Source organism: Stenotrophomonas sp. B1-1 (genome assembly GCF_010894375.1).
In the GTDB taxonomy this organism is placed as follows: Bacteria; Pseudomonadota; Gammaproteobacteria; order Xanthomonadales; family Xanthomonadaceae; genus Stenotrophomonas.
The window spans coordinates 19,906-41,813 of record NZ_JAAIUZ010000027.1 but is presented as its reverse complement, the minus strand read 5'-3'; the positions used below and the strand labels follow the sequence as shown (position 1 = coordinate 41,813).

The following is a 21,908-nucleotide window of genomic DNA, read 5'->3' as shown; positions in this document are numbered from 1 at the left end:
GATCTACCGCAATGCGATTTGGTCGGCACGATCCCGTAGCGCGTGCGGACCAAGGTCCGCACCTACCAGAAGCGATCGGGCACGAGCCCGCAGCGCGCGCGGACCCGGCATTCATCCACACATGGCGTGGATCTACCGCAATGCGATTTGGTAGGTGCCGACCTTGGTCGGCACGATCCCGTAGAGCGTGCGGACCACGGTCCGCACCCACCAGCAGCGATCAGCCGCGTGCGGCCCACCACACGCGCAGCAGCGTGCGTACCGGGGTGGCTTCGATCGGCTTGCCTGCGGCCTGCGCGGCCACGCGGGCGCGGGCCAGGCTGGACCAGATACGGCGCGGACGCGGGCCCGGCACGCGGGTGCCCCACCCCTTCAGCAGATGCTGCGCCCAGCGTTGGCTGGCCGTGCTGGCGTCCTCGTCCAGCAGGCTGCGCGGCACACCGGCCACGCCAGCGTCTTGCAGGCGCTGGGCCAGGGTCTGCAGCTGCACGGCACGGCCCGCGCCCTTGCGCGGGGTGTCGTTGAACAGCACCGCCTCCACCGCCGCCACGGCCTCAGCGTACTGGGCCAGCGCGCGCTCGGCGCCGGCGGCGTCCAGCGCGACCGTGCGTGCCTCGACCAGGTCCGGCAGGGCCTCGGCCAACTGTGCCCACGGCGCGCGCACCGGCTCCAGCAGGCGCCCCAGCGGATGGCGCGAGCGCTGCCCGGCCCAGCTGCGCAGCTCTTCGCCCCACCACGCCAGCTTGGCGTCGGCCGGCAGCGGATCGCCACTGGTGTTGAGCATGTCGTCGAATTCCTGCAGCAGCGCGAACCACGCCACGGCCAGGTCACGTTGCGGCTCGGCCACGAACGGTGCGGCCACCGACCATTCCGGCCAGCGGCTGCGCCACTTGTCGAGGAAGCTTTCCAGCGCGGTACTGCTCACTACGTTGTTCCTTACGGCTGGGCCGGGGCTGCCGGCCGGGTCGGCCACAGACTGGCCAGTTGCAGAAGTTCGGCGTTTTCCACCAGCACGTCGGCCTGCCAGGCCAGCGGATCGTCGCTGTGCAGGCGGTAGCCCCACAGCGCCGCCACCGACGGCATGGCAGCCGCACGCGCGGCGAGGATGTCGCGCTCGTCGTCGCCCACGTACACGCAGTCTTCGGCGGCAACGCCCATGGCCTGCGCGGCATGCAGCAGCGGCAGCGGGTGCGGCTTGCGTTCGGCCAGCGTATCGCCACCCACCAGCACCGCGCAGCGCTGCTGCCAGCCCTGCTGCGGCAGGACCAGGCGCGCCAGGTATTCCGGCTTGTTGGTGACGATGCCCCACACCGTGCCCGCCGCATCCAGCGCGGCCAGCATGCCGGCCACGCCGTCGAACAGCACCGCGTGCCGGCCGATCAGCGCCTCATAGCGCTGCAGGAACTCGGGAATCAATGCGTCGCGCGCGGCGTCGTCCAGATCCGGGAAGGCGGCGCCGACCATGGCGCGCGACCCCTTGGACACCACCGGGCGCAGCTGCGCCGGGTCCACCGGCGCGCGGCCGCGCTCGGCCAGCATCGCATCGCAGGTGGCGACGAAGTCCGGCGCACTGTCCAGCAGCGTGCCGTCCAGGTCGAACAGCACCGCGCGCGGGAACGACGCGCTGCTCATTCCGGCTTGACCGCGTAGGCCAGGTAGTTGATGTCGGTGCGGCTGCTCAGCCGGGCGTGGTTGCGCCACGGCTCGTAGGCCATGCCGCTGACATCGACCAGCTGCACATCCGCCTCGCGCAGCCAGCGGGCCAGCTCGGCCGGCTTGATGAATTCCTGGTAGTGGTGGGTGCCCTTGGGCAGCAGCCGTGCCACGTACTCGGCGCCGACAATGGCCACCGCAAACGCGGCGGCAGTGCGGTTGATGGTGGACAGGAACAGGTGGCCGCCCGGCTTCAGCAGGCGCTTGCAGGCTTCGATGATCGCCCCCGGGTCCGGCACGTGCTCAAGCATTTCCATGCAGGTGACCACATCGAAGCTGCCGGGCTGTTCGGCGGCCAGGTCCTCGGCGGCCTGCACGCGGTAGTCCACCTTCGCGCCGCTTTCCAGCGCGTGCAGGCGGGCCACCTTCACCAGTTCCGGGGCCAGGTCGATGGCCGTCACGTCAGCGCCGGCCTGGGCCAGCGCCTCGCTCAGCAGGCCGCCACCGCAGCCGATGTCCAGCACACGCGCACCGCGCAGCGGCACGCGGTCGGTCACGTACTTCAGGCGCACCGGATTGAGCGCGTGCAGCGGCTTCTGCGGGCCGTCAGCGTCCCACCAGCGGTTGGCGAGCGCGGCGAACTTGTCCAGCTCGGCCTGATCGAAATTGGAGGATGCGTGCGGGGCGGTCATGGGAAATCCTTGCGGCGCCGTCGGTCAGGCGCGGATATGGCGGATGCGCTCGCGCCACTGGCGCGCATTGGCGATGATGCCGGGCAGGTCCATGCCGACCAGCTCGCGCTGCACCAGCTTGGGCTTGCCGGCAATCCAGACGTCGCTGACCTGCTGGCGGCCGGTGGCGTACACCAGCTGCGACAGCACGTTGTGCAGCGGCTGGGTTTCCAGCGCGGACAGGTCAACGCAGACCAGGTCGGCCTGCTTGCCGACTTCAATCGAACCAATGCGCTCGCCGAAGCCCAGCGCGCGTGCGCCGCCCAGGGTCGAGGCGCGCAGCGTGGTGGCCGCATCCAGCGCGGTGGCATCGTCAGCCACGGCCTTGGCCAGGATGGCCGCGGTGCGGTTCTCGCTGAACATGTCCAGGTCGTTGTTGCTGGCGCAGCCGTCGGTGCCGATCGCCAGGTTCACCCCGGCGCGCTGCAGGGCGCAGGCCGGGCAGAAACCGGAAGCCAGCTTCAGGTTCGATTCCGGGCAGTGCACCACGCTGACACCACGTTCGGCGCACAGGTGGATTTCAGCATCGGTCAGCTGGGTCATGTGCACCGCGATCAGGCGGTCGTTGACCAGGCCCAGGCGATCCAGCCGCGCCAGCGGACGCTGGCCGTGCAGCTTGATCGAATCGGTGATTTCCTGCGCGGTTTCATGGGTGTGCAGGTGTACCTGCATGTCCAACTGGTCGGACAGCATGCGCACGCGCTCGAAATTGGCGTCGTTCACCGTGTACGGCGCATGCGGCGCGAACGCGGTGCCGATCAGCGGGTCGCTGCGCCACTGGTCGTGCAGCTCACCGGCCTTGGCGAAGTACTCGTCATCGGTCTTGGCCCAGGCGGTGGGAAAATCGATGATGACCGCACCGACCAGCGCGCGGAAACCGTGCTTCTTGTAGACCGCGGCCTGCACGTCACCGAAGAAATAGTTTTCGTTGGCACAGGTGGTGCCACCGCGCAGCATCTCGGCAATGGCCAGAGTGGTGCCGTCGGCCACGAATTCGGGCCCGATCACCGCCGCTTCCACCGGCCAGATGTGCTGCTGCAGCCAGGTCATCAACGGCAGATCGTCGGCCACGCCGCGCAGCAGGGTCATCGGGTTGTGCGTATGCGCGTTCACCAGCCCCGGCATCAGCGCCGCCTCGGGACGGCTGACCACCTGCGCGGCGCGGAAGCGCGCGCGGGCCTCGGCACGCGGCAGGATGGCAACGATTTCGCTGCCACGCACGGCCACGGCATGGTCTTCCAGCACCACCGCATGCGGCTCGATCGGAACGACATAACCGGCTTCGATGAGCAGGTCGCAGGCTTCGGGGAGGTGCGGGCTATCGCTCATGCGGGCTCACTTGGCTGTGGGGGAACGTGATGGCAGGGGCGCGCCTGGCGGGAGGCGGTAGCGCCGGGCCATGCCCGGCGGCTGTCCGCTGCGGCGCCATGGGCGCCAGCAACGGGTCCGGGCGGTGCCCGGAAAGCCGAGCATGGCTCGGCTCTGCAGGTAATCCGGCTGCGCCGGATTACTTGACGCGCGAGGAGTATTCGCCCGAGCGGGTATCAACCTTGATGATTTCATCCTGGTTGACGAACAGCGGCACGCGCACCACGGCACCGGTTTCCAGGGTGGCCGGCTTGCCGCCGCCGCCCGAGGTGTCACCACGCACGCCCGGATCGGTTTCGGTGATCTTCAGTTCAACGAAGTTCGGCGGCTGCACGAAGATCGGCGCGCCGTTGAACAGGGTCACGATGCAGGCTTCTTCGCCCTTCAGCCACTTTTCGGCGCCGCCCATGCCGGCCTTGTCGGCCTGCACCTGCTCGAAGGTTTCCGGGTCCATGAAGTGCCAGTACTCGCCATCGCTGTACATGTAGTTCATGTCGGTGTCGACAACGTCGGCCACTTCCAGGTCGTCGGTCGCCTTCATGGTCAGTTCCACCACGCGGCCCGAACGGATGAAGCGGTACTTCACGCGGGTGAAGGCCTGGCCCTTGCCCGGCTTCACATACTCGGTATCCGTGATGACCGCCGGTTCGTTGTTGACCAGGATCTTCATCCCGTTCTTGACGTCATTCATGCCCACAGTGGCCATGCTCAAGCTCCTCAAATGGCAAAACCGCCGCGGGTGCGGCGAGCCGGATAGAATGGAAAGCCCACCGGAACCCCGGTGGGCAACTGATTTATGCCCCCATGATAACCGCAGGCCCCCTCTCCATGCAGCTTTCCGCCTTCCCCCGGCCCCAGTCTCCGGGCGCGCCCGCACGCTGGCAGCAGCTCTGGCGGCAGGCACTGCGTGACCCGCAGCAGCTGCTGGCCCAGCTGGGCCTGGACCCGGCCGCGCTGGGGGTTTCCGAAGCGGCCATGGCGCAGTTCGCGCTGCGCGTGCCGCAGGGGTTCGTCGCCCGCATGCGCCACGGCGATGCCAGCGACCCGCTGCTGCGCCAGGTGCTGCCGATCGATGCGGAAATGCAGGTGGTCCCCGGGTTCAGCTTCGATGCGGTGGGCGATGGCGCGGCCAAGAAGGCCACCGGGGTCATCCAGAAGTACCGTGGCCGCGCCCTGCTGGTAGCCACCGGCAGCTGCGCGATCAACTGCCGCTACTGCTTCCGCCGGCACTTCGACTACGGCGCGGAAAACGCCGCCAAGGGCGGCTGGCAGGAGGCGGTGCAGGCCATTGCCGACGATGCGGACATCGACGAGGTGATCCTGTCCGGCGGCGACCCGCTGTCGCTGGCCACCCACAAGCTGGTGGAACTGACCGACGCGCTGCGGCAGATTCCCCACGTGCGCCGCCTGCGCATCCACACCCGCCTGCCCATCGTGCTGCCCGAACGCGTGGACGATGAACTGCTGGCCTGGCTGGGCAGCCTGCCCTGGCCGCTGGCGATTGTGGTTCACGCCAACCATGCCAACGAGTTCGATGCCAACGTCGACGGCGCCATGGCGCGCCTGCGCGGCACCGGTGCGCAGCTGCTGAACCAGGCGGTGCTGCTGCGCGGGGTGAACGACAGCGTGCAGGCCCTGCAGGACCTGAGCGAACGCAGCTTCGCCGCCGGCGTGCTGCCGTACTACCTGCACCAGCTGGACCGGGTGGAAGGCGTGGCCCACTTCGAAGTGGACGATGTGCAGGCCAAGGCGCTGGTGGCCGGCCTGACCGCGCGGCTGTCCGGTTACCTGGTGCCGAAGCTGGTGCGGGAACTGCCGGGCGACCCGAGCAAGCGCCCGGTGTAAGGCGGGGGCCGGGGTCAGAGCCCTTTTCGTGCGAAAAGGGATCTGACCCTTGGACAACGGGTTGTCAAAGCCCCGATTCGATCATCCGCACCACTTCGGTGGCGGTCACCGGGTGGCTCAAGCGGTAGCCCTGGCCCAGGTCGCAGCCGCGCTGGGCCAGCAGCTCGAACTGCGCTTCCTGCTCGATGCCCTCGGCCACCACGGTGATGCCCAGTGCATGGGCCATGGCAATGATGGCCGTGGTCAGGGCCAGGTCATCCGGGTCGCGCTGCATGTCGGCCACGAAGCTCTTGTCGATCTTCACGCCATCCACCGGCACCTGGCGCAGGTGGCTGAGGCCGGAGAAGCCGGTGCCGAAGTCGTCCAGCCACACCTTCACCCCGGTGCGGTGCAGCTTGTCCAGCAGCTGTGCGGCAACCATTTCATCGCCGATCACCGCCGTTTCGGTCAGCTCCAGGTGCAGGCGTGATGCCGGCAGGCCGGATTCGTGCAGGCACTGCGCCACCAGGGCGGGCAGTTCACCGCCGCGCAGCTGCCGCGGCGACACGTTCACCGACACGAACAGCTCATCGCCGGCCGCGCCACGCGGCCACTGCGAGGCCTCCATGCACGCGGCGCGCAGCACCTTCGGCCCGATGATCTCGATCAGCCCGCTCTGCTCGGCCACTTCAATGAACACCGACGGTGGAATGGTGCCCAGCGTGGGGTGCTGCCAGCGCAGCAGCACTTCCACGCCCACCAGGCGGCGGTCGCGCATGCGGAAGATCGGCTGGTAGGCCAGGCGCAGTTCGCCGCGCTCCCAGGCGCCGCGCAGTTCCTGTTCCATGTGCACGCGGCGTTCGACCGCGTGGTCCATGGCCCGGCTGTAGTACCGGAAGCAGTTCTTGCCGGCCATCTTGGCCTGGTACATGGCGATGTCGCCGTTCTTCAGCAGCGTGGTGGCATCGGCGGCATCGTCGGGGAACAGGGTCACGCCGATGGAGGTGCCCAGGAACAGCTCGCGGCCCTGCACCACCAACGGCTTGCCCAGCTCGCGCACCAGTACTTCGGCCAGCAGGCGGGCATTGGCCGCCACATCACCGTCGCCGACCAGGATCACGAACTCGTCGCCACCGAACCGCGCCAGCAAGGCTTCGTCACCGCCGGCTTCGGCCACCGCGCTGGAAATGCGCTGGGCGAACTGCAGCAGCGCCTCGTCACCGGCCTCATGGCCCAGGGTGTCGTTCACCCGCTTGAAGTCATCGATGTCGGCAAACAGCAGCCCCAGGCGGTGCCCGGACGCGCGCGCCGCCATCAGGCGGTGGTCCAGCGCTTCGCGGAAGGCCAGCCGATTGGTCAGCCCGGTCAGCGCATCGGTATAGGCCATGTGCCGCACTTCGCGGTCATGGCGGGCAATCGCATCGCGCATGCGGGCGAAGCCACGCACCAGCTCACCCACCTCGTCGTCGCGGGTATTCTCGGCCAGCGGCGCCTGGTAATCGCCGGCTTCGATACGGCGTGCCGCCGCCGCCAGCTCGCGGATGGGCGTGACCAGCGTGCGCTGCACGTACATGATCACCACCACCCCGATCACCACCAGCAGGCCCAGCATCAGCAGCAGCCAGCCCAGGTGGCGGCTGCCGACCTGCTGCAGGCGTTGGCCCAGGGTTGCGTTGGCGGCCACTTCGCGCTCATGCACCTCGTCCAGCGCCATGCCCACGCGCACGCCACCGATACGCTGCTTGCCCACGGTGATCGGCATGGCGTTGTCCAGCACGGTGGGCGACTGCTGCACCACCAGGGTCTGCGCCTTCACCGCGCCACGGGCCAGCGGGTCGTCCATTTCGCGGCCGAAGCCGGCCACGTCCAGCGAGCCGTCGTGCACCAGGCGCCCGCGCTCGTCGAATACCAGCACATAGCGCACCACCGGCTGCCGCGCCGTACCGCGCACCAGCGCACCGACCTGGTCCAGGTCGTTGTAGTACAGCGGGTTGGCCAGCGAATCGGACAGTTCACGCGCCAGCGCCTCACCGCGGCTGCGCACGCTGCGATCGAACAGCTCGTGGATCACCCCGCCGCTGAGGCTCTTCACCTCGCTCTGCATCGATGCCTGGCGCCCCAGCAGCACGGCCAGGATCGCGATCACCACCAGCATTGCCCCGCCCATGGCGAGCAGGAATCGGGCCTGCATCCCGGAGCCGAGCCATTTCATTCAACTTCCATCCGCACGCGCGTCAACCCTTGTTTCAATTCGTCCAGCCGCTGCTGCGCATGCGCATCGACGCGGTGGAACCCGGATGTACCAAAAAAACGCTGCAATGCCACCTGCGCACGTGGATCGGAGGCCGCCTGCAGCAGCACCTGCTGCAGCCGCTCGCGCACCCGCGGGTCCAGGTCGCCACGCACCACTTCCACCGCGCGCGGGTAAGGCTCGGTGCGCAGCAGCACGCGGAAATCGCGGCGGAACGCTGCCGGCACCCGCGCCTCATCATCCCAGTCCACGCTGCTGACCGCACCGCCGTCGGCCAGCCCCTTGTGCACGAAGGTGGCCACGTTCAGTTCGCTGCGGGCAAACACATAGCCCACCGCGTCCGGGCCGGGCACATCCCAGTTACCGGCCAGGATCTGCGGCGTCACGCCACGCTCAAGCAGGGTCATCACCGGCACCAGGTAGGCGCTGGTGGACGCGGTGTTCTGCAGGGCCAGGCGATGCCCGCGCAGGTCTTCCACACGCTGCAGCGCACTGTCGCGGCGCACGAAGAACACCGTGTGGTACTCGCGCACGCCGCTGCGCTCGGTCAGCAGCAGCGGTTGCGCACCGCTGCGCAGGCCCAGCGCCACCGCGGTCCCGGCCGTTTCCGTGACCCAGTCGACCCGACCGCGGCGCAGATAGCTGGCCATCTGCTGCGGATCGCGCGCCATCAAGATGCGCCCTTCGCGGATGCCCACGTCGTGCATGCGGGCCACCACGTAGTCCAGCAACGGTTGCAGCTGTTCGTAATGCGCCTTCGGGTTGTCGCTGATCCGCCCCAGCACCAGCACCGGGTCGGGCGCCGGCGCAGCATGCGCCATCCCGGCCAGCAGCACCCAGGCCAGGCTCAGCAGTCCCCCCTGCATTGCCTTCCGCAGACCCGACACCACGATTCATCCCCCAGGTAATCGCGACAGACTACCTGAAAAAATGAGAACTTCGTCAGCCCTGCGGATCCTTCGGCTGCGCCAGCCGGGCCATGCGCTGGGCGTCGGCCAGGATGCCGCGCAGCAGGCGCACTTCCTGCTCGCTGGGCTCGGCACGCAGGAACAGGCGGCGCAGCTTGCGCATGGCCGATTCGGGCGCCCGCCCCTTGTGGAAATCGATCTCGTCCAGGGTCTGCCCCAGCTGGCCGAAGAAGCTCTCCAGCTGTTCATGGCTGGCCGCCTGTTCGCGCAGGCCTTCTTCAGGCTGCGCCGCCGGCTGTTCGCCCAGCAGGCGCATGCGCGTTTCATAGGCCAGCACCTGCACCGCCGCGGCCAGGTTGAGCGAACTGAACGCCGGGTCGGACGGAATATGCACGGCGGCGTGGCACAGCTGCAGCTCTTCGTTGGTCAGGCCGGTGCGCTCGCGGCCGAACACCAGCGCCACCTCGGCGCCCTGCCCGGCCTTGTCCACCGCACGGGCGGCGGCATCGACCGGCAGGAACTCTTCCAGCTGCACCCGGCGCGCGCGGGCCGTGCAGCCCAGCACCAGGGTGCAGTCGGCAACGGCCTCGGCCAGGGTGGACACCACGGGCGCGTCACCCAGCACGTCTTCGGCACCGGCCGAGCGGCGGAAGGCCTCCTCGTCCAGCGGCTTTTCGGGGGCGACCAGCACCAGCCGGGCCAGGCCCATGGTCTTCAGGGCGCGCGCGGCGGCCCCCATGTTGCCGGGGTGCTGGGTGCCAACAAGGACGAAACGGATGCGGGTGGCGGCGGGAAACTGGGACATGAACAGGGAAAAGGTCGAGCTGGACGAAGACCAATGGTAAACTGTGCGGCCGGCCACTGCGCCGGACCCGCTCTTTTCCCCCGCCAGCCCTTCTCTTCTGCCTTTCCGGGAGCCCACGCCATGCAGAAACCCGCCGTCACCGTCATGGTCAAGGCCGCCCGCCTCGCCGGCAACGTCCTGTTGCGCAACATCAACAAGCTCGAGGCGCTGAATGTGGTGCAGAAGGGCCGCATGGACTACGCCAGCGAAGTCGATGCCGATGCGGAAAAGGTGATCGTCAAGGAACTCAAGCGCGCCTACCCCGACTACGGCATCTTCGGTGAAGAAGGTGGCGTGCAGGGCGAGCGTCGCCAGATGTGGGTCATCGACCCGCTCGATGGCACCAGCAACTACCTGCGCGGCGTGCCGCACTACTGCGTTTCCATCGCCCTGGTGGAAAACGGCGAACCGACCGACGCGGTGATCTTCGACCCGCTGCGCAATGAACTGTTCACCGCCAGCCGCGGCGCCGGCGCCGTGCTCAACGACCGTCGCATCCGCGTGGCCGACCGCAAGGACCTGGAAGGCACCATGATCCACACCGGCTTCGCGCCGCGTGAGCGCAGCCGCGCCAGCGCACAGCTGAAGGCCTTGGACGCGCTGCTGGTGCATGCCGAAGACGTGCGCCGCACCGGTTCGGCCGCGCTGGACCTGGCCTACGTGGCCTGCGGCCGCGCCGATGCCTACTTCGAAGCCGGCGTGAAGGCCTGGGACGTGGCCGCTGGCCTGCTGCTGGTGCGCGAAGCCGGCGGCAAGGTGTGCGACTTCAAGGGCGCCACCCTGGGCCGCATGGACAACCGCGGCCCGGACACCCACCAGATCGTGGCCGGCAACCTGAAGGTAGCCGAAGCCCTGCAGAAGGTGCTGGTGAACACCGCCTACGCCGCCGAGTTCGACGCGAAGTTCTGAGCGTCCACGTCACGTAACGCGATTCACTGAAACGGCACCTGCGAGGGTGCCGTTTTCGTTTGTGCACCCGGAGATTGGTTTCCGCGACCGCGGAGGGGTGTCACTTTCTTTGCGCGCAAAGAAAGTAACCAAAGAAACGCTCCGCCGACCGCGAGCCGACGTGCTGCGCACGCCGGTGCCCTGCGCTTCTCGGCGAATCAGGGGACGGCGCCGAACTCGCTGCGCTCAAACATCGGCGCCTCTTCGCCCCTGCTTCACCTGCGATGCTCGGCTCGCTCAAGGCGGACTGGAAGGTCAAGATCAACAGCAACAGCATCCACGCGTGGCGTGGATCTACCGGGTGTAGTTGTGGCATTACCGACGCATGCATCACCGCAAACAAGAACGCCCGGCGCGAGGCCAGGCGTTCCTGCACTACCTTGAAAGCCGAGGCTTACGCCACCGTCGAAGCCCGCAGCGCGGCAATGCGCTCTTCCAGCGGCGGGTGGCTCATGAACAGCTTCTTGGCGGTCGAGCCGGCAATACCGAAGGCGGCGATCTGGCTGGGCAGCGTGCTCTGGCCATGGTTCAGCTGCAGGCGCTCCAGCGCGGCAATCATCTTCTGGCGACCGGCCAGCGATGCACCACCGGCGTCGGCACGAAATTCGCGATGGCGCGAGAACCACATCGAGATCATGGTGGCGAACAGGCCGAACACCATCTCCAGCACGAACACGATGATGTAGTACGCAAAGCCACGGCCGCCGCCTTCGCGGTTACCCGACAGCGCACTGTCGATCACACCACCGACCACGCGGGCCAGCACGATCACGAAGGTGTTCAGCACGCCCTGCAGCAGCGCCATGGTGATCATGTCACCGTTGGCCACGTGGGCGATCTCGTGGCCCAGCACGGCCTCGGCCTCGTCTTCGCTCATGTTGTGCAGCAGGCCGGTGGACACGGCCACCAGCGCGTTGTTGCGGTTGGCGCCGGTGGCGAACGCATTGATTTCCGGGCCGTCATACACGGCCACTTCCGGCATGCCGATGCCGGCGGCCTTGGCCTGGCGTTCAACGGTGGCCAGCAGCCAGCGCTCGGTCGGGTTGCGCGGCTCGGTGATCACCACCGCGCCGGTGGAACGCTTGGCCATCCACTTGGACAGCAGCAGCGAAATGAAGGAGCCGCCGAAGCCGAAGATCGCGGCCATCACCAGCAGGCCGCTCATCTGGCTGGGATTGACCCCCAGCAGCGACATCACGATGCTGGCCAGGATAAGCACGGCAAAGTTCGTGGCTAGAAAGAGTGCGATGCGGGTGAACATGGGAAATTCCGGCTCGGAAGGGGTCGATATCTGCCAATTTGCGGTGCAGTCAGCTTGAATTCAAGCGCCAACCTGACCGACGATTCAGCCAGCATGACCTCCTCCATTCCCTGCGGCCGCTTTGCGCCCTCGCCCACCGGCCTGCTGCACCCCGGTTCCCTGCTTGCCGCCTTCGGCAGTTGGCTGCTCGCGCGCCACGCCGGCGGCCTCTGGCGGCTGCGCATTGAAGACGTGGATCCGCCGCGCACCGTGCCAGGTGCCGCGCAGGCGCAGCTACGCACCCTGGCCGATTTCGGCCTGGCCCACGATGGCCCGGTGCTCTGGCAGAGCGAGCGCAACGCCGTCTACCAGGCCGCGCTGGATGTGCTGCTGGCCAGCGATCTGGCCTTCGTCTGCCACTGCAGCCGCAGCGATCTGACAGCCAGCGGCGGCATCCACCACCGCTGCGTGGCCCGCACGCCGCGACCGGACCCGGCCGTCCGCTTCCGGGTGCCGCCGGGCAGCGTGGTCCGCTTCATCGACGGCCTGCGCGGCCCGCAGCAGCAGGACGTACACGCAGAGGTTGGCGATTTCGTGCTGCGCCGCGCCGACGGCTGCTGGGCCTACCAGCTGGCGGTGGTGGTGGACGATGCCGCACAGGGCGTGACCGAGGTGGTGCGCGGCGCCGACCTGCTCGATTCCACCGCCCGCCAGATCCTGTTGCAGCAGGCCCTGGGCCTGGCCGTGCCGCGCTACTGGCACCTGCCGCTGCTGCTGGATTCACCGGGCCACAAGCTGTCCAAATCGCTGGCGGCCCTGCCGGTGGACAGCGCGCGGCCGCTGCCAGTCCTGCGCCAGCTGTGGGCACTGCTGGGGCAGCCGCCGGCGGCCCTGGACGACTGCGCAGACCTGCACACGCTGCTGCAGGCCGCCCGGCGCGCCTTCGATCCGGCGCGCCTGCCACGGCAGGACATCCTGCTGGCCGACGGCGCACTTTCCGCGCCGATGTTGCAGAATCCCCTTTCCCCCACCTGAAACCCGGACAGCATTCCATGACATCTCGCGTCGCACTGGTCACCGGCGGAACCGGCGGCATCGGTACCGCCATCTGCCAACGCCTGGCCGACCAGGGCCACCGGGTCGCCACCAACTACCGCGACGAAGCCAAGGCCCGCGCCTGGCAGCAGGCCATGACTGCGCGCGGCTACAACGTGTCGATCTTCCCCGGCGATGTCTCCGACCCGGCCAGCGCCGAGGCCATGGTGCGCGCGGTGGAAGCCGAACTGGGCCCGGTCGAGATCCTGGTCAACAACGCCGGCATCACCCGCGATACCACTTTCCATCGCATGCGCGCCGAGCAGTGGCACGATGTGATCAACACCAACCTCAATTCGGTGTTCAACGTCACCCGCCCGGTGATCGAAGGCATGCGCCGCCGCGGCTGGGGCCGGGTCATCCAGATCAGCTCGATCAACGGCCTGAAGGGCCAGTACGGCCAGGCCAACTACGCCGCGGCCAAGGCCGGCATGCACGGCTTCACCATCTCGCTGGCACGCGAGAACGCCGGCTTCGGCATTACCGTCAACACCATTTCGCCGGGCTACGTGGCCACCGACATGGTGATGGCCGTGCCCGAAGAGGTGCGCGCCAAGATCATTGCCGACATTCCCACCGGGCGCCTGGGCAAGCCGGAGGAAATCGCCTATGGCGTGTCGTTCCTGGTGGCCGACGAGGCGGCCTGGATCACCGGCAGCAACCTGGACATCAACGGCGGCCACCACATGGGCTGGTAAGCCGCGCAACCCGGGCGGCCGCGCCGCTCCGGGGCGGTCGCGGCGCGCCCATGCTGCGCAGCACGCAAACCCTTGCTGCGCAACATGATCGGCGTGCAAAGCCAAGCCCGGCGGGGGCTGGGGCGGTTGCCAAGGCTTGTGCACTGCGCCATGCTGCACATCTACTGTGACGAGTACCGCTTCATGGCTGCGACCCGCATCATCAAGAAGTATCCGAATCGTCGTCTGTACGACACCGAGATTTCCAGCTACATCACCATCGAAGACGTGCGCCAGCTGATCCTGGATGGCGAGGATTTCGAGGTCCGCGACGCCAAGAGCGGCGACGACCTGACCCGCTCGGTGCTGCTGCAGATCATTGCCGACCAGGAACAGGACGGCGAACCGATGCTGTCCACCCAGCTGCTGAGCCAGCTGATCCGCTTCTATGGCGATTCGCTGCAGGGCTTCATGGGCAACTACCTGGAACGCAGCATGCAGGTCTTCCTGGACCAGCAGCAGCAGTTCCGCCAGCAGATGGGCAATCTGCTGGGGCAGACCCCGTGGGCGATGATGAACCAGCTGACCGAACGCAACCTGGAGCTGTGGCAGGAATTCCAGCGCAACATGGGCGCCGGCTTCGGCGGCCCGCGCCCGGGCGGCACCGGTACCGGCACTGGCAGCAAGCCGAACGAGGGCGGTGCCAGCACCGGCACCGGCACCGGCGGCAAGACCCGCCGCTGAGCCCGGCCATCGGCTGCAACGAAAACGGCGCGCCCCTGGCGCGCCGTTTTTTTTGTTGCAGCCGTCGTTGCCGCGTCATCCACGCGTGGCGTGGATCTACCGCTTGCACCCCGTGCACACGCGCTCGACCTTGTAGCCCTTGGCCTTCAGCTTTTCCACCACGCCATCGCTGCCCAGCAGGTGCAGCCCGCCCACCACCACCAGGGTGCCACCCTGCCCGGCCTGCAGGTACGGCACCAGCTTGGGCACCCAGGCGTCGTTGCGGCCGGTGTTGATGCGCTGGTAGAGCTGCGGGTACTGCTGGCGCATTTCCATGGCCATCTTGTTCCACAGCAGGCGCTCATCGCCGCGGCGCCAGGCATCGTGCAGCTGGCGTGCCTGCGCATCGCCCTTGGCCACCTCGTCCAGCGACTCGGCCAGCATCTGCCGCTGTTCGGTGGCGCTCATGCCGTCCAGCATGCTGATCTGGGTATCGATGTCTTCCAGGCCCGCGGTCCTGCGCCCGGTCTTCTGCGCGCGCTCCATGAAATGGCGGTCCAGGCCCAGCGCCGGGTCCAGGCCCATCTTCTGCATCTGCCCGACCGAAATGGTCAGGCCCACGAACCAGGCCTTCATGCCCTGCAACTGCGCCAGCGGCAGGTTGTTGCTGGCCGCAAACGCCTGCAGCTTCTGCCAGGTCGCCTCGTCCAGGTCGCGCTTGAGCTCGCTGCCGTCGGTGCGGGTGGCAGCCTGCACCATGCGGCTGGCCAGCTGCGGCGACTGCATGTCTTCCGGTGACAGTTCAAACACCACGCGCTGCGAGGCGTCGAAGGCCTTTTCGACATCGGCCGACAACGGATAGTCCTGCGCGGTGAGCAGGTGGAACGAGCCGAGCAGGTACAGGCGCGCATCACCGGCGCCGGTCACCTTCCACAGCAGCGGTACCGGCGGCTTGCTGGCGCCGCTCTCGGCAGGCGCACCGCGCGCGGCCGCCAGGGGCGCAACGGCACAGGCCAGCAACAGTGCAGCACTTCGCACCAGGGTTCTGATCGACATGGTCAGCCCTCTCCCGGGGGCAGGTGGTAGGCCTTCTCGCCCGCATCCACGCGCAGGTCCATCCGGTTTTCCGGCGGCGACAGCGGACAGGTCGCGAAGGCGGTGAAGGCACAGGGCGGGTTATAAGCGTGGTTGAAGTCCAGGGTCAGGCTGCCGTTCGCGGCCGGCGCGGCGGTGTCCAGGTAGCGGCCGGCCGGATAGCTGCCATGGCCGCTGGTGCGGTCGGCGAAGATCAGGAACAGGGGCTGGCCCGGTTCACCGATGGCTTCAAGGCGCCATTGCCGTCCATCACGCTCGAACTCCACCGCCCCTGCATTGGGCATGTCGGTGGTCAGGCCGGTGATGTCGACGATGGGCAGGGTCTTGCCCGCCGGGTGGGCGATGAACCGCGCCGGCACCTGCCACTGGGTACCGCCCGGCCAGTACTGCAGGCCGGCGAAATCGCGCCGGGCCGCCGCATCGGCGTGCTTCACCCGCAGCGCGTCACGCGGGCCACGGCGGATCAGGCTCAACTGGCCCTTGCCGCCATCGAAGGCCAGCAGCGTGGGCTGCGCGTCCTTGTCGGTGTCCATGCGGATCCGGCCCCGCACCGGCTGCCCCTCGTGGGTCACGTCGGTGCCGGCTTCGGGGGTGAACCACCATTGACTGCCTTCACGACGCAGCAGGCCCAGCTTGGCCGGGCCCACCGCCAGGCGGATGCCACTGGTGGCACCGCTACCGATGAAGTGCGATTTGTTCTGCAGCCAGTGCAGGCCCACCAGCGCGGTCCAGCCATCGGGCCGCACCAGATCCTGGTAGCGCTGCACACGCCACTGCTGCTGTTGCGCGGCGAAGGCCGGATCTTCGGTCTGTGCCGGCACCGGCGCAGGGGCCGGACTGCAGGCTGCCAGCGCCAGGGCGACCAGCAGGCCGCCCGCTCCCCAGTAACGCATGGATGCTCCCCTCCAGGTAGCGCGGCTCAGCGGCCGCGCAGGAACCAGCGGTCGATCTCCGCCAGCGAAAAACGGGCCCAGGTCGGCCGACCGTGGTTGCACTGGCCGGACCGCTCGGTGATCTCCATGTCGCGCAGCAAGGCGTTCATTTCCGGCACGGTCAGGCGACGGTTGGCGCGCACCGCGCCGTGGCAGGCCATGGTCGACAGCAGTTCGTCACGCGCACTGGCAATGCGCCGGCTCTGACCGTGCTCGCGCAGATCGGTCAGCACGTCGCGCAGCAGGCCCTCCGGCTCGGCATTGGCCAGCAACGCCGGAATGCTGCGCACATGCAGCGCACCCGGGCCGGCACGGGTCACTTCAAACCCCAGCGCGGCCAGCGTTTCGGATTCGGTTTCCGCGGTATCGGCCTCGCGCTCGCCGACGGCCAGGGTGATCGGCACCAGCAACGGCTGCGACTGCAGGCCGATGCCATCGTGCGCATTCTTCAGCCGTTCGTAGCCGATGCGCTCGTGGGCGGCATGCATGTCCACCACGATCAGGCCCTCGGCGTTCTCGGCCAGGATGTAGATGCCGTGCAGCTGGGCGATGGCGTAGCCCAGCGGCGGCACGCCGGCATCGGCGCTGGTTACCGGCAGGCCGTTCTCGCTCGGCATGGGCGGCAGCGCGCCGCTGCGTTCACCGGCACCGGCGCTGGCATACAGCGCCGCGTAGGCGGCCGGCGCATCGGCCACCTGCAGGCCCAGCGGCTGCTGCGGGCGCCAGCCGGAGAAACCACCACCGCCACCGCCCGAACCGGGCGCGGGGCCGCGCACCAGGCCAAAGCCCGACGCCCCGGCAGTGGACGGCACCGGCGCACCCGCGGGGTCTACGGGGTGGGCCGCACCGGCACCGATCTCCTGCGCGGACACGCCGGCGCGGGTATCGGCCAGCGCGTCCTTCAGCGTGCGGTAGACGAAATCGTGCACCAGCCGCGAATCACGGAAGCGCACTTCGTGCTTGGCCGGATGCACGTTCACGTCCACCCGGGTCGGGTCCAGTTCCAGGAACAGCACATACGCCGGCTGGCGGCCGTGATACAGCACATCGCCGTAGGCCATCTTCACCGCGTGCGCCACGCTGCGGTCACGCACCGAACGGCCGTTCACGTACAGATACTGCTGGTCGGCGCTGGCCCGCGAATAATGCGGCTGGGCGATCCAGCCGTGCAGGCGCAGGCCGGCACCGCTGTGGTCCACGCGCACCGCCTGGGTGGCGAAATCCTCGCCCAGCGTTTCCGCCAACCGCGTATCGGAGTACAGATCACCCGGTTTGTAGCGCCGCGATGCCTTGCCGTTGTGCGACACGCGCAGCTCGACATCGGGCCGTGCCAGCGCCAGCGAACGCAGCCACTCTTCGATATGACCCAGTTCGGTGCGCTCGGCGCGCAGGAACTTGCGCCGTGCCGGCACGTTGTAGAACAGCTCGCGCACTTCCACCGTGGTGCCCGGCGCATGCGCGCGCGGGGTCACTTCACCGATCTTGCCGCCTTCGATCTGCAGCGCCGAACCGTGTTCGTCATGCGCGCGGCGCGAGGCCAGGGTGAAGCGGCTGACCGAGGCGATGGACGGCAGTGCTTCGCCGCGGAAGCCCAGCGTGGCCACCGATTCCAGATCGTCCAGATCGGCGATCTTGCTGGTGGCGTGCCGCGATACCGCCAGCGGCAACTGTTCCGGCGCGATGCCGCTGCCGTTGTCGCGGATGCGGATCAGGCGCACGCCGCCCTCTTCCAGATCGATGTCGACGCGGCTGGCGCCGGCATCGATGGCGTTCTCGACAAGTTCCTTCACGACCGACGCAGGGCGTTCGACCACTTCGCCGGCGGCGATCTGGTTGATCAGGATTTCCGGCAACGGCCGGATCGGGCGCGGATGAGCATCAGACTTCATCCAGCGATGATAACGGAGCCGCCATGGGTAGAGTCGAGCCATGCTCGACTGACGGGTTGCCGGTAAGGTCCAGTCGAGCGCGGCTCGACTCTACAGAAAGCAGAAACCCGCCTTCGGCGGGTTACTTGCTGCCGCCGGCCATGGTGGCCGCGGCGTCGATCTCGGCCTGGGCACGGGCGGCGTACAGCGTGCCCGGCGGCGGCTGGCGGCTGAAGAAGGTGTGCACGCCATCCAGCACGGCGCCGGCAACCTTGCGCTGGTACGCCGGGTCGATCAGGCGGCGCTCTTCGTCCGGGTTGGAGATGAAGGCCGTTTCCACCAGCATGGCCGGCATGTCCGAGGTGCGCAGCACCGCGAAGTTGGCCCGCTCGATGTTCGGCTTGTGGTTGTTGCCGATCCGCTTCAACCCGCCCAGCACGTGCCCGGCCGCGTCTTCGGATGCCTTCATGTAGCCACTCTGGGCGAGGTCCAGCAGTACGTTGGCCAGGGTGCCTTCGGTCTGCTGCAGGCGCACTCCGCCGACCAGGTCGGCCGCGTTTTCCTTGTCTGCCAGCCAACGCGCACGCTGCGAGGACGCGCCCTTGGTGGACAGCACGTACACCGACGAACCGGTGGCCGAGCGGTTTTCCGCGGCGTCGGCGTGGATCGAGATGAAAATGTCGGCCTTGTTCGCACGCGCCTTCTGCGCACGCATCGGCAGCGGGATGAAGACGTCGCTGTCGCGGGTCAGGAAGGCCTTCAGGCCCGGCGTTGCGTTGACCTGGCGCGCCAGTTCACGCGCAACCGCCAGGGTCACGTCCTTTTCGCGCTTGCCGGTCGGGCCGATCGCGCCCGGATCCTGGCCACCGTGCCCCGGGTCGATCGCCACCACCAAATGGCGCATACCGGGCTGCATGCGGATACGCGAGGCATCGCTGGGCATGGCCGGGCGCGGCGCCTCGGTGGGGGCTGCGGGCGTCGGCGCCGGTGCGGCCGGCGTACTGACCACGGCGCGGGTCGGCTGCCCGGCCAGAATGGCGGCCGGGGAACCGGCAGGCGGTGTACTGGCGGCCACGGTGCCCGCTGCAGCTACCTGTGCCGGAGTGGTCGTGGGTGCGGGCGCCGGTGCCACCGGAGCCGCCGCGCTGGCGCTGGCCTGCTGCTGCACCTGCGCGGTCAGCAGCGCGGTAGCGCGGGCGGCATCACCGCGGGTCTGCGCGCTCTGCGCCGCCAGCGTGGGCGCGGGCGCCGGGCTGGCAACGGGGGGCTGCGCGGCCGGCGCACTGGCAAGCGGTGCCGCGCCGTCACCGGGCCACTCGATCACCAGCTTGGATTCATTGCCTTCGCGCTGCATCTGCGGGCGGAACGGCGCGACCGATTCGGCCAGGTCGAAGACGACGCGGAAGGTGCCGGGCACCGGCTGGCCGGTACGCACAGCCGTAACCACGCCCTGCGCCGCCGGCATCTTCAGGTTGCGCACCGCGCTGGAGTCGGGGAAATCGACCACCAGCCGGTTCGGCGAGGACAGCGACAGGGTCTTGTAGCCGCCACTGCCAACCAGCGCGATCTCGGCGCGGGTGCCGGTCGAACCGGTGTTCAGCACCACCTGGCGAACCTCGCCCGCCCACGCAGCCGCGCTCGTCAGACCCAGTCCGACGGCGGCACAGATGGCGATGAGACGGTTCCCCAGGCGCATGGCTCAGGATTCAATCACCGCGCTGAACGGAATGCAACACCTTTTTCCTTAATAATCCGTAACCTGCCGATGTTTGTTCTCGTCAGGCGACAGAAATGGCCTGCAAGTCGCCCCCATCGGGAAGCCGATCCAGCCATTCCCGGCCTGCGTCGCTGGCGCCAGTGAGACGGACGCGCCGGCCATGGCCTTCGATGTCCAGCGCCACCACCAGGTCGGTGGGCGGCAGCGCACCAGCGCCGCGCTCGGGCCATTCCACCAGCCACAGCACCGCACTGCCCTCGTCCAATCCCAGGAAATCCAGCTCGCCGGCCTGGCCGATGCGATACAGGTCCAGGTGCCAGGCCTCGCCACCGCTGGCCAGCGGATAGCGCTCGATCAGGGTGTAGGTCGGGCTGCGGATGGCCCCCTGCACGCCCAGTGCACGCAGCAGCGCGCGCGCGGTGGTGGATTTGCCCGCCCCCAGGTCGCCACGCAGTTCAACCACCGCCTGCGGCGGACGGGTCGCGGCCAGCCACTGGCCCAGCAGGTCGGTGGCCTCGGGATCGGCCAGGAAGAATTCAGTCATCGGGGGTGTTCCGGGTTGGCCAGCCGCCGCAGGGGCGCCAGCAGATCAGTAGGAAGCAGGCCGCGCGCACCATCGGCCGCCGCGGCATCGCCGGCCAGGGCGTGCAGGAGCGCGCCAGCGGCCGCCGCGTCGAAGGCGGACAGGCCCTGCGCGCGCAGGCTGGCAATGATGCCGGTCAGCAGGTCGCCCATGCCACCCACGGCCATGCCGGGGTTGCCCGCGGCGATCAGGCGCGGCGTCTGCCCCGGCGCAGCAACAATGCTGCCGGCGCCCTTCAGCACCACCACGGCGTGATAACGCTGCGCCAGTGCCTGCGCACTGCCGGCACGGTCGGCCTGGATGGCCGCGGTAGTGGTTTCCAGCAGGCGGGCTGCTTCGCCGGGGTGCGGGGTCAGGATGGCGTCGGCAATGCCGTGCGGGTCCTGGGCCAGCAGGTTCAGGGCATCAGCGTCGATCACCAGCGGCTTGCCGCAGACCGTTACCCGCGCAAACAGCGCGCGCGCCCAATCGTCCTGGCCCAGGCCCGGACCGATCGCCACCACGCCGGCCCGGCCCAGCAGCGCCGGCAGCGCGTCACCGTCTTCAAGCGCATGGGCCATGGCTTCGGGCAGACGGGCCAGCAACGGGCCCACGTGATCACGACGCGTGCCGATGCTCAACAAGCCCGCACCCGCGCGCAGGGCGGCTTCGGCGGCCAGGGCGATGGCGCCGCCACTGCCGTGATTACCGCCCACGCACAGGACGTGGCCCGATTCCCCCTTGTGCGTGTTGGCCCGTCGGGGCGGCAGCAGTGCCGCCAGGCGATCACCCGTCCAACATTCAGCGGCCGCTTCCACGCCCTGCCAGGCCGCCTTGGGCAACTGCAGCGCCGCCAGGGCGTGTTCGCCCACATGCTCCAGTGCGCTGCCGGTATACAGACCGCGATGCGGCACGATGAACTGCAGCGTCAACGTGGCATGTACCGCGACACCGGGCACGCTGCCGCGTTCGGCGTCCACGCCGCTGGGCACATCCAGCGCCAGCACCGGTGAGCCCTGCGCGTTCAACGCGTCGATCAGCGCCTTGGCCACGCCTTCCGGCGCACGGTCGAAGCCCAGGCCGAACAGGGCGTCCACCCAGACATCGGCGTCGGGCAGCGTTCCGTCGAACTCGGCCAGGGCGCCCCCGACGGACTTGAAATCCGATGCGGCGCGCCGTGCCAGCGGGGTGCCCGGCGGTCTGCCCGGCTGGGTCAGCACGCTCACCCGGCGCCCGGCCAGCTGCGCATGGCGGGCCAGCACCAGGCCATCGCCGCCATTGTTGCCACTGCCCACCACCACGCCCACGTGCAGCGCCTGCGGCCAGTGCCGCAACAGGCGCTGCCAGGCGGCCAGCCCGGCCTGGGCCATCAGCTCCCAGCCGCCATCGCCGGCGAGCGCCGACGCCTGCGCATCGAGCGCACGCGCGGCAGCGGAATCGAACAGATCGGCAAGGTTGGCCATGCGGAGATT

General features: G+C 68.8%; 20 protein-coding genes. 5 read left to right on the top strand and 15 right to left on the bottom strand.

All coding sequences use genetic code 11. From position 1 onward, the window contains the following. Nucleotides 1–220: 220 nt before the first annotated feature. From G4G00_RS18395 to efp, 5 genes are all read right to left on the bottom strand, one after another. Complete coding sequence (locus G4G00_RS18395; protein ID WP_108753634.1) at nt 221–925, bottom strand: squalene/phytoene synthase family protein; 705 nt, start codon at nt 923–925, stop codon at nt 221–223. A gap of 11 nt (nt 926–936) precedes the next feature. Beyond that, nucleotides 937–1,632, bottom strand: coding sequence for a phosphoglycolate phosphatase (locus tag G4G00_RS18390; RefSeq protein ID WP_108753635.1), 696 nt, complete (start codon nt 1,630–1,632; stop codon nt 937–939). After that, entirely contained in the window at nt 1,629–2,345 is a 717-nt protein-coding gene (gene ubiG, locus G4G00_RS18385; RefSeq protein WP_108753636.1) for a bifunctional 2-polyprenyl-6-hydroxyphenol methylase/3-demethylubiquinol 3-O-methyltransferase UbiG, read from the bottom strand. Before ubiG ends, G4G00_RS18390 begins: the two co-directional genes overlap by 4 nt. Before the next feature lie 24 nt (nt 2,346–2,369). Beyond that, on the bottom strand, nt 2,370–3,713 hold the full coding sequence (locus G4G00_RS18380; RefSeq protein ID WP_108753637.1) for a TRZ/ATZ family hydrolase: 1,344 nt from the start codon (nt 3,711–3,713) through the stop codon (nt 2,370–2,372). 178 nt (nt 3,714–3,891) lie between these two features. Further along, nucleotides 3,892–4,458, bottom strand: coding sequence for an elongation factor P (gene efp, locus G4G00_RS18375; RefSeq protein WP_108750146.1), 567 nt, complete (start codon nt 4,456–4,458; stop codon nt 3,892–3,894). Nucleotides 4,459–4,556: 98 nt separating this feature from the next. Between efp and epmB the strand changes: the two genes are divergently transcribed. Further along, on the top strand, nt 4,557–5,597 hold the full coding sequence (gene epmB / locus G4G00_RS18370; RefSeq protein WP_108753638.1) for an EF-P beta-lysylation protein EpmB: 1,041 nt from the start codon (nt 4,557–4,559) through the stop codon (nt 5,595–5,597). A 64-nt stretch (nt 5,598–5,661) separates the two neighbouring features. On the opposite strand, the gene G4G00_RS18365 is transcribed toward epmB, so the two are convergent. The 3 genes from G4G00_RS18365 to G4G00_RS18355 form a co-directional block, all read right to left on the bottom strand. Further along, on the bottom strand, nt 5,662–7,788 hold the full coding sequence (locus G4G00_RS18365) for an EAL domain-containing protein (protein WP_108753639.1): 2,127 nt from the start codon (nt 7,786–7,788) through the stop codon (nt 5,662–5,664). Next, a complete protein-coding gene (locus tag G4G00_RS18360; protein ID WP_108753640.1) occupies nt 7,785–8,693 on the bottom strand; it encodes a phosphate/phosphite/phosphonate ABC transporter substrate-binding protein in 909 nt (302 codons plus the stop codon). The genes G4G00_RS18365 and G4G00_RS18360 overlap by 4 nt, the downstream gene beginning before the upstream one ends. Before the next feature lie 76 nt (nt 8,694–8,769). Further along, nucleotides 8,770–9,540 (bottom strand): RNA methyltransferase, encoded by a 771-nt coding sequence (locus G4G00_RS18355; protein ID WP_108753641.1) that lies wholly within the window; start codon nt 9,538–9,540, stop codon nt 8,770–8,772. 120 nt (nt 9,541–9,660) lie between these two features. Here G4G00_RS18355 and G4G00_RS18350 point away from each other — a divergent pair, with 120 nt between their 5' ends. Continuing rightward, complete coding sequence (locus tag G4G00_RS18350; RefSeq protein ID WP_108753642.1) at nt 9,661–10,488, top strand: inositol monophosphatase family protein; 828 nt, start codon at nt 9,661–9,663, stop codon at nt 10,486–10,488. A gap of 433 nt (nt 10,489–10,921) precedes the next feature. Here the strand turns inward: G4G00_RS18350 and htpX are convergent, their stop codons facing one another. Next, entirely contained in the window at nt 10,922–11,788 is an 867-nt protein-coding gene (htpX, locus tag G4G00_RS18345; protein WP_108750152.1) for a protease HtpX, read from the bottom strand. 93 nt (nt 11,789–11,881) lie between these two features. Here htpX and gluQRS point away from each other — a divergent pair, with 93 nt between their 5' ends. The 3 genes from gluQRS to phaR all read left to right on the top strand — a co-directional run bounded on the left by gluQRS (nt 11,882) and on the right by phaR (nt 14,283). Further along, a complete protein-coding gene (gene gluQRS / locus G4G00_RS18340; protein ID WP_108753643.1) occupies nt 11,882–12,802 on the top strand; it encodes a tRNA glutamyl-Q(34) synthetase GluQRS in 921 nt (306 codons plus the stop codon). A gap of 17 nt (nt 12,803–12,819) precedes the next feature. Beyond that, on the top strand, nt 12,820–13,560 hold the full coding sequence (locus tag G4G00_RS18335) for a beta-ketoacyl-ACP reductase (protein WP_108753644.1): 741 nt from the start codon (nt 12,820–12,822) through the stop codon (nt 13,558–13,560). Between the two features lie 183 nt (nt 13,561–13,743). Next, nucleotides 13,744–14,283 carry a polyhydroxyalkanoate synthesis repressor PhaR gene (gene phaR / locus G4G00_RS18330; RefSeq protein ID WP_108754841.1) on the top strand — a complete coding sequence of 180 codons (540 nt, stop codon included), beginning with the start codon at nt 13,744–13,746 and terminating at the stop codon, nt 14,281–14,283. A gap of 96 nt (nt 14,284–14,379) precedes the next feature. Here phaR and G4G00_RS18325 read toward each other — a convergent pair whose 3' ends face one another. The 6 genes from G4G00_RS18325 to G4G00_RS18300 all read right to left on the bottom strand — a co-directional run bounded on the left by G4G00_RS18325 (nt 14,380) and on the right by G4G00_RS18300 (nt 21,899). Continuing rightward, nucleotides 14,380–15,318, bottom strand: a complete 939-nt coding sequence (locus G4G00_RS18325) for a TraB/GumN family protein (RefSeq protein WP_108753645.1) — start codon at nt 15,316–15,318, stop codon at nt 14,380–14,382. A 2-nt stretch (nt 15,319–15,320) separates the two neighbouring features. Then, nucleotides 15,321–16,250, bottom strand: a complete 930-nt coding sequence (locus tag G4G00_RS18320) for a DUF1684 domain-containing protein (protein ID WP_108753646.1) — start codon at nt 16,248–16,250, stop codon at nt 15,321–15,323. Nucleotides 16,251–16,276: 26 nt separating this feature from the next. Beyond that, a complete protein-coding gene (gene mutL, locus G4G00_RS18315) occupies nt 16,277–18,178 on the bottom strand; it encodes a DNA mismatch repair endonuclease MutL (RefSeq protein ID WP_164275587.1) in 1,902 nt (633 codons plus the stop codon). Between the two features lie 121 nt (nt 18,179–18,299). Further along, nucleotides 18,300–19,853 carry an N-acetylmuramoyl-L-alanine amidase gene (locus G4G00_RS18310; RefSeq protein WP_164275584.1) on the bottom strand — a complete coding sequence of 518 codons (1,554 nt, stop codon included), beginning with the start codon at nt 19,851–19,853 and terminating at the stop codon, nt 18,300–18,302. 82 nt (nt 19,854–19,935) lie between these two features. Beyond that, nucleotides 19,936–20,418 carry a tRNA (adenosine(37)-N6)-threonylcarbamoyltransferase complex ATPase subunit type 1 TsaE gene (gene tsaE / locus G4G00_RS18305; protein WP_164275581.1) on the bottom strand — a complete coding sequence of 161 codons (483 nt, stop codon included), beginning with the start codon at nt 20,416–20,418 and terminating at the stop codon, nt 19,936–19,938. Beyond that, nucleotides 20,415–21,899 carry an NAD(P)H-hydrate dehydratase gene (locus G4G00_RS18300; protein ID WP_164275578.1) on the bottom strand — a complete coding sequence of 495 codons (1,485 nt, stop codon included), beginning with the start codon at nt 21,897–21,899 and terminating at the stop codon, nt 20,415–20,417. The genes tsaE and G4G00_RS18300 overlap by 4 nt, the downstream gene beginning before the upstream one ends. Nucleotides 21,900–21,908 lie beyond the last annotated feature (9 nt).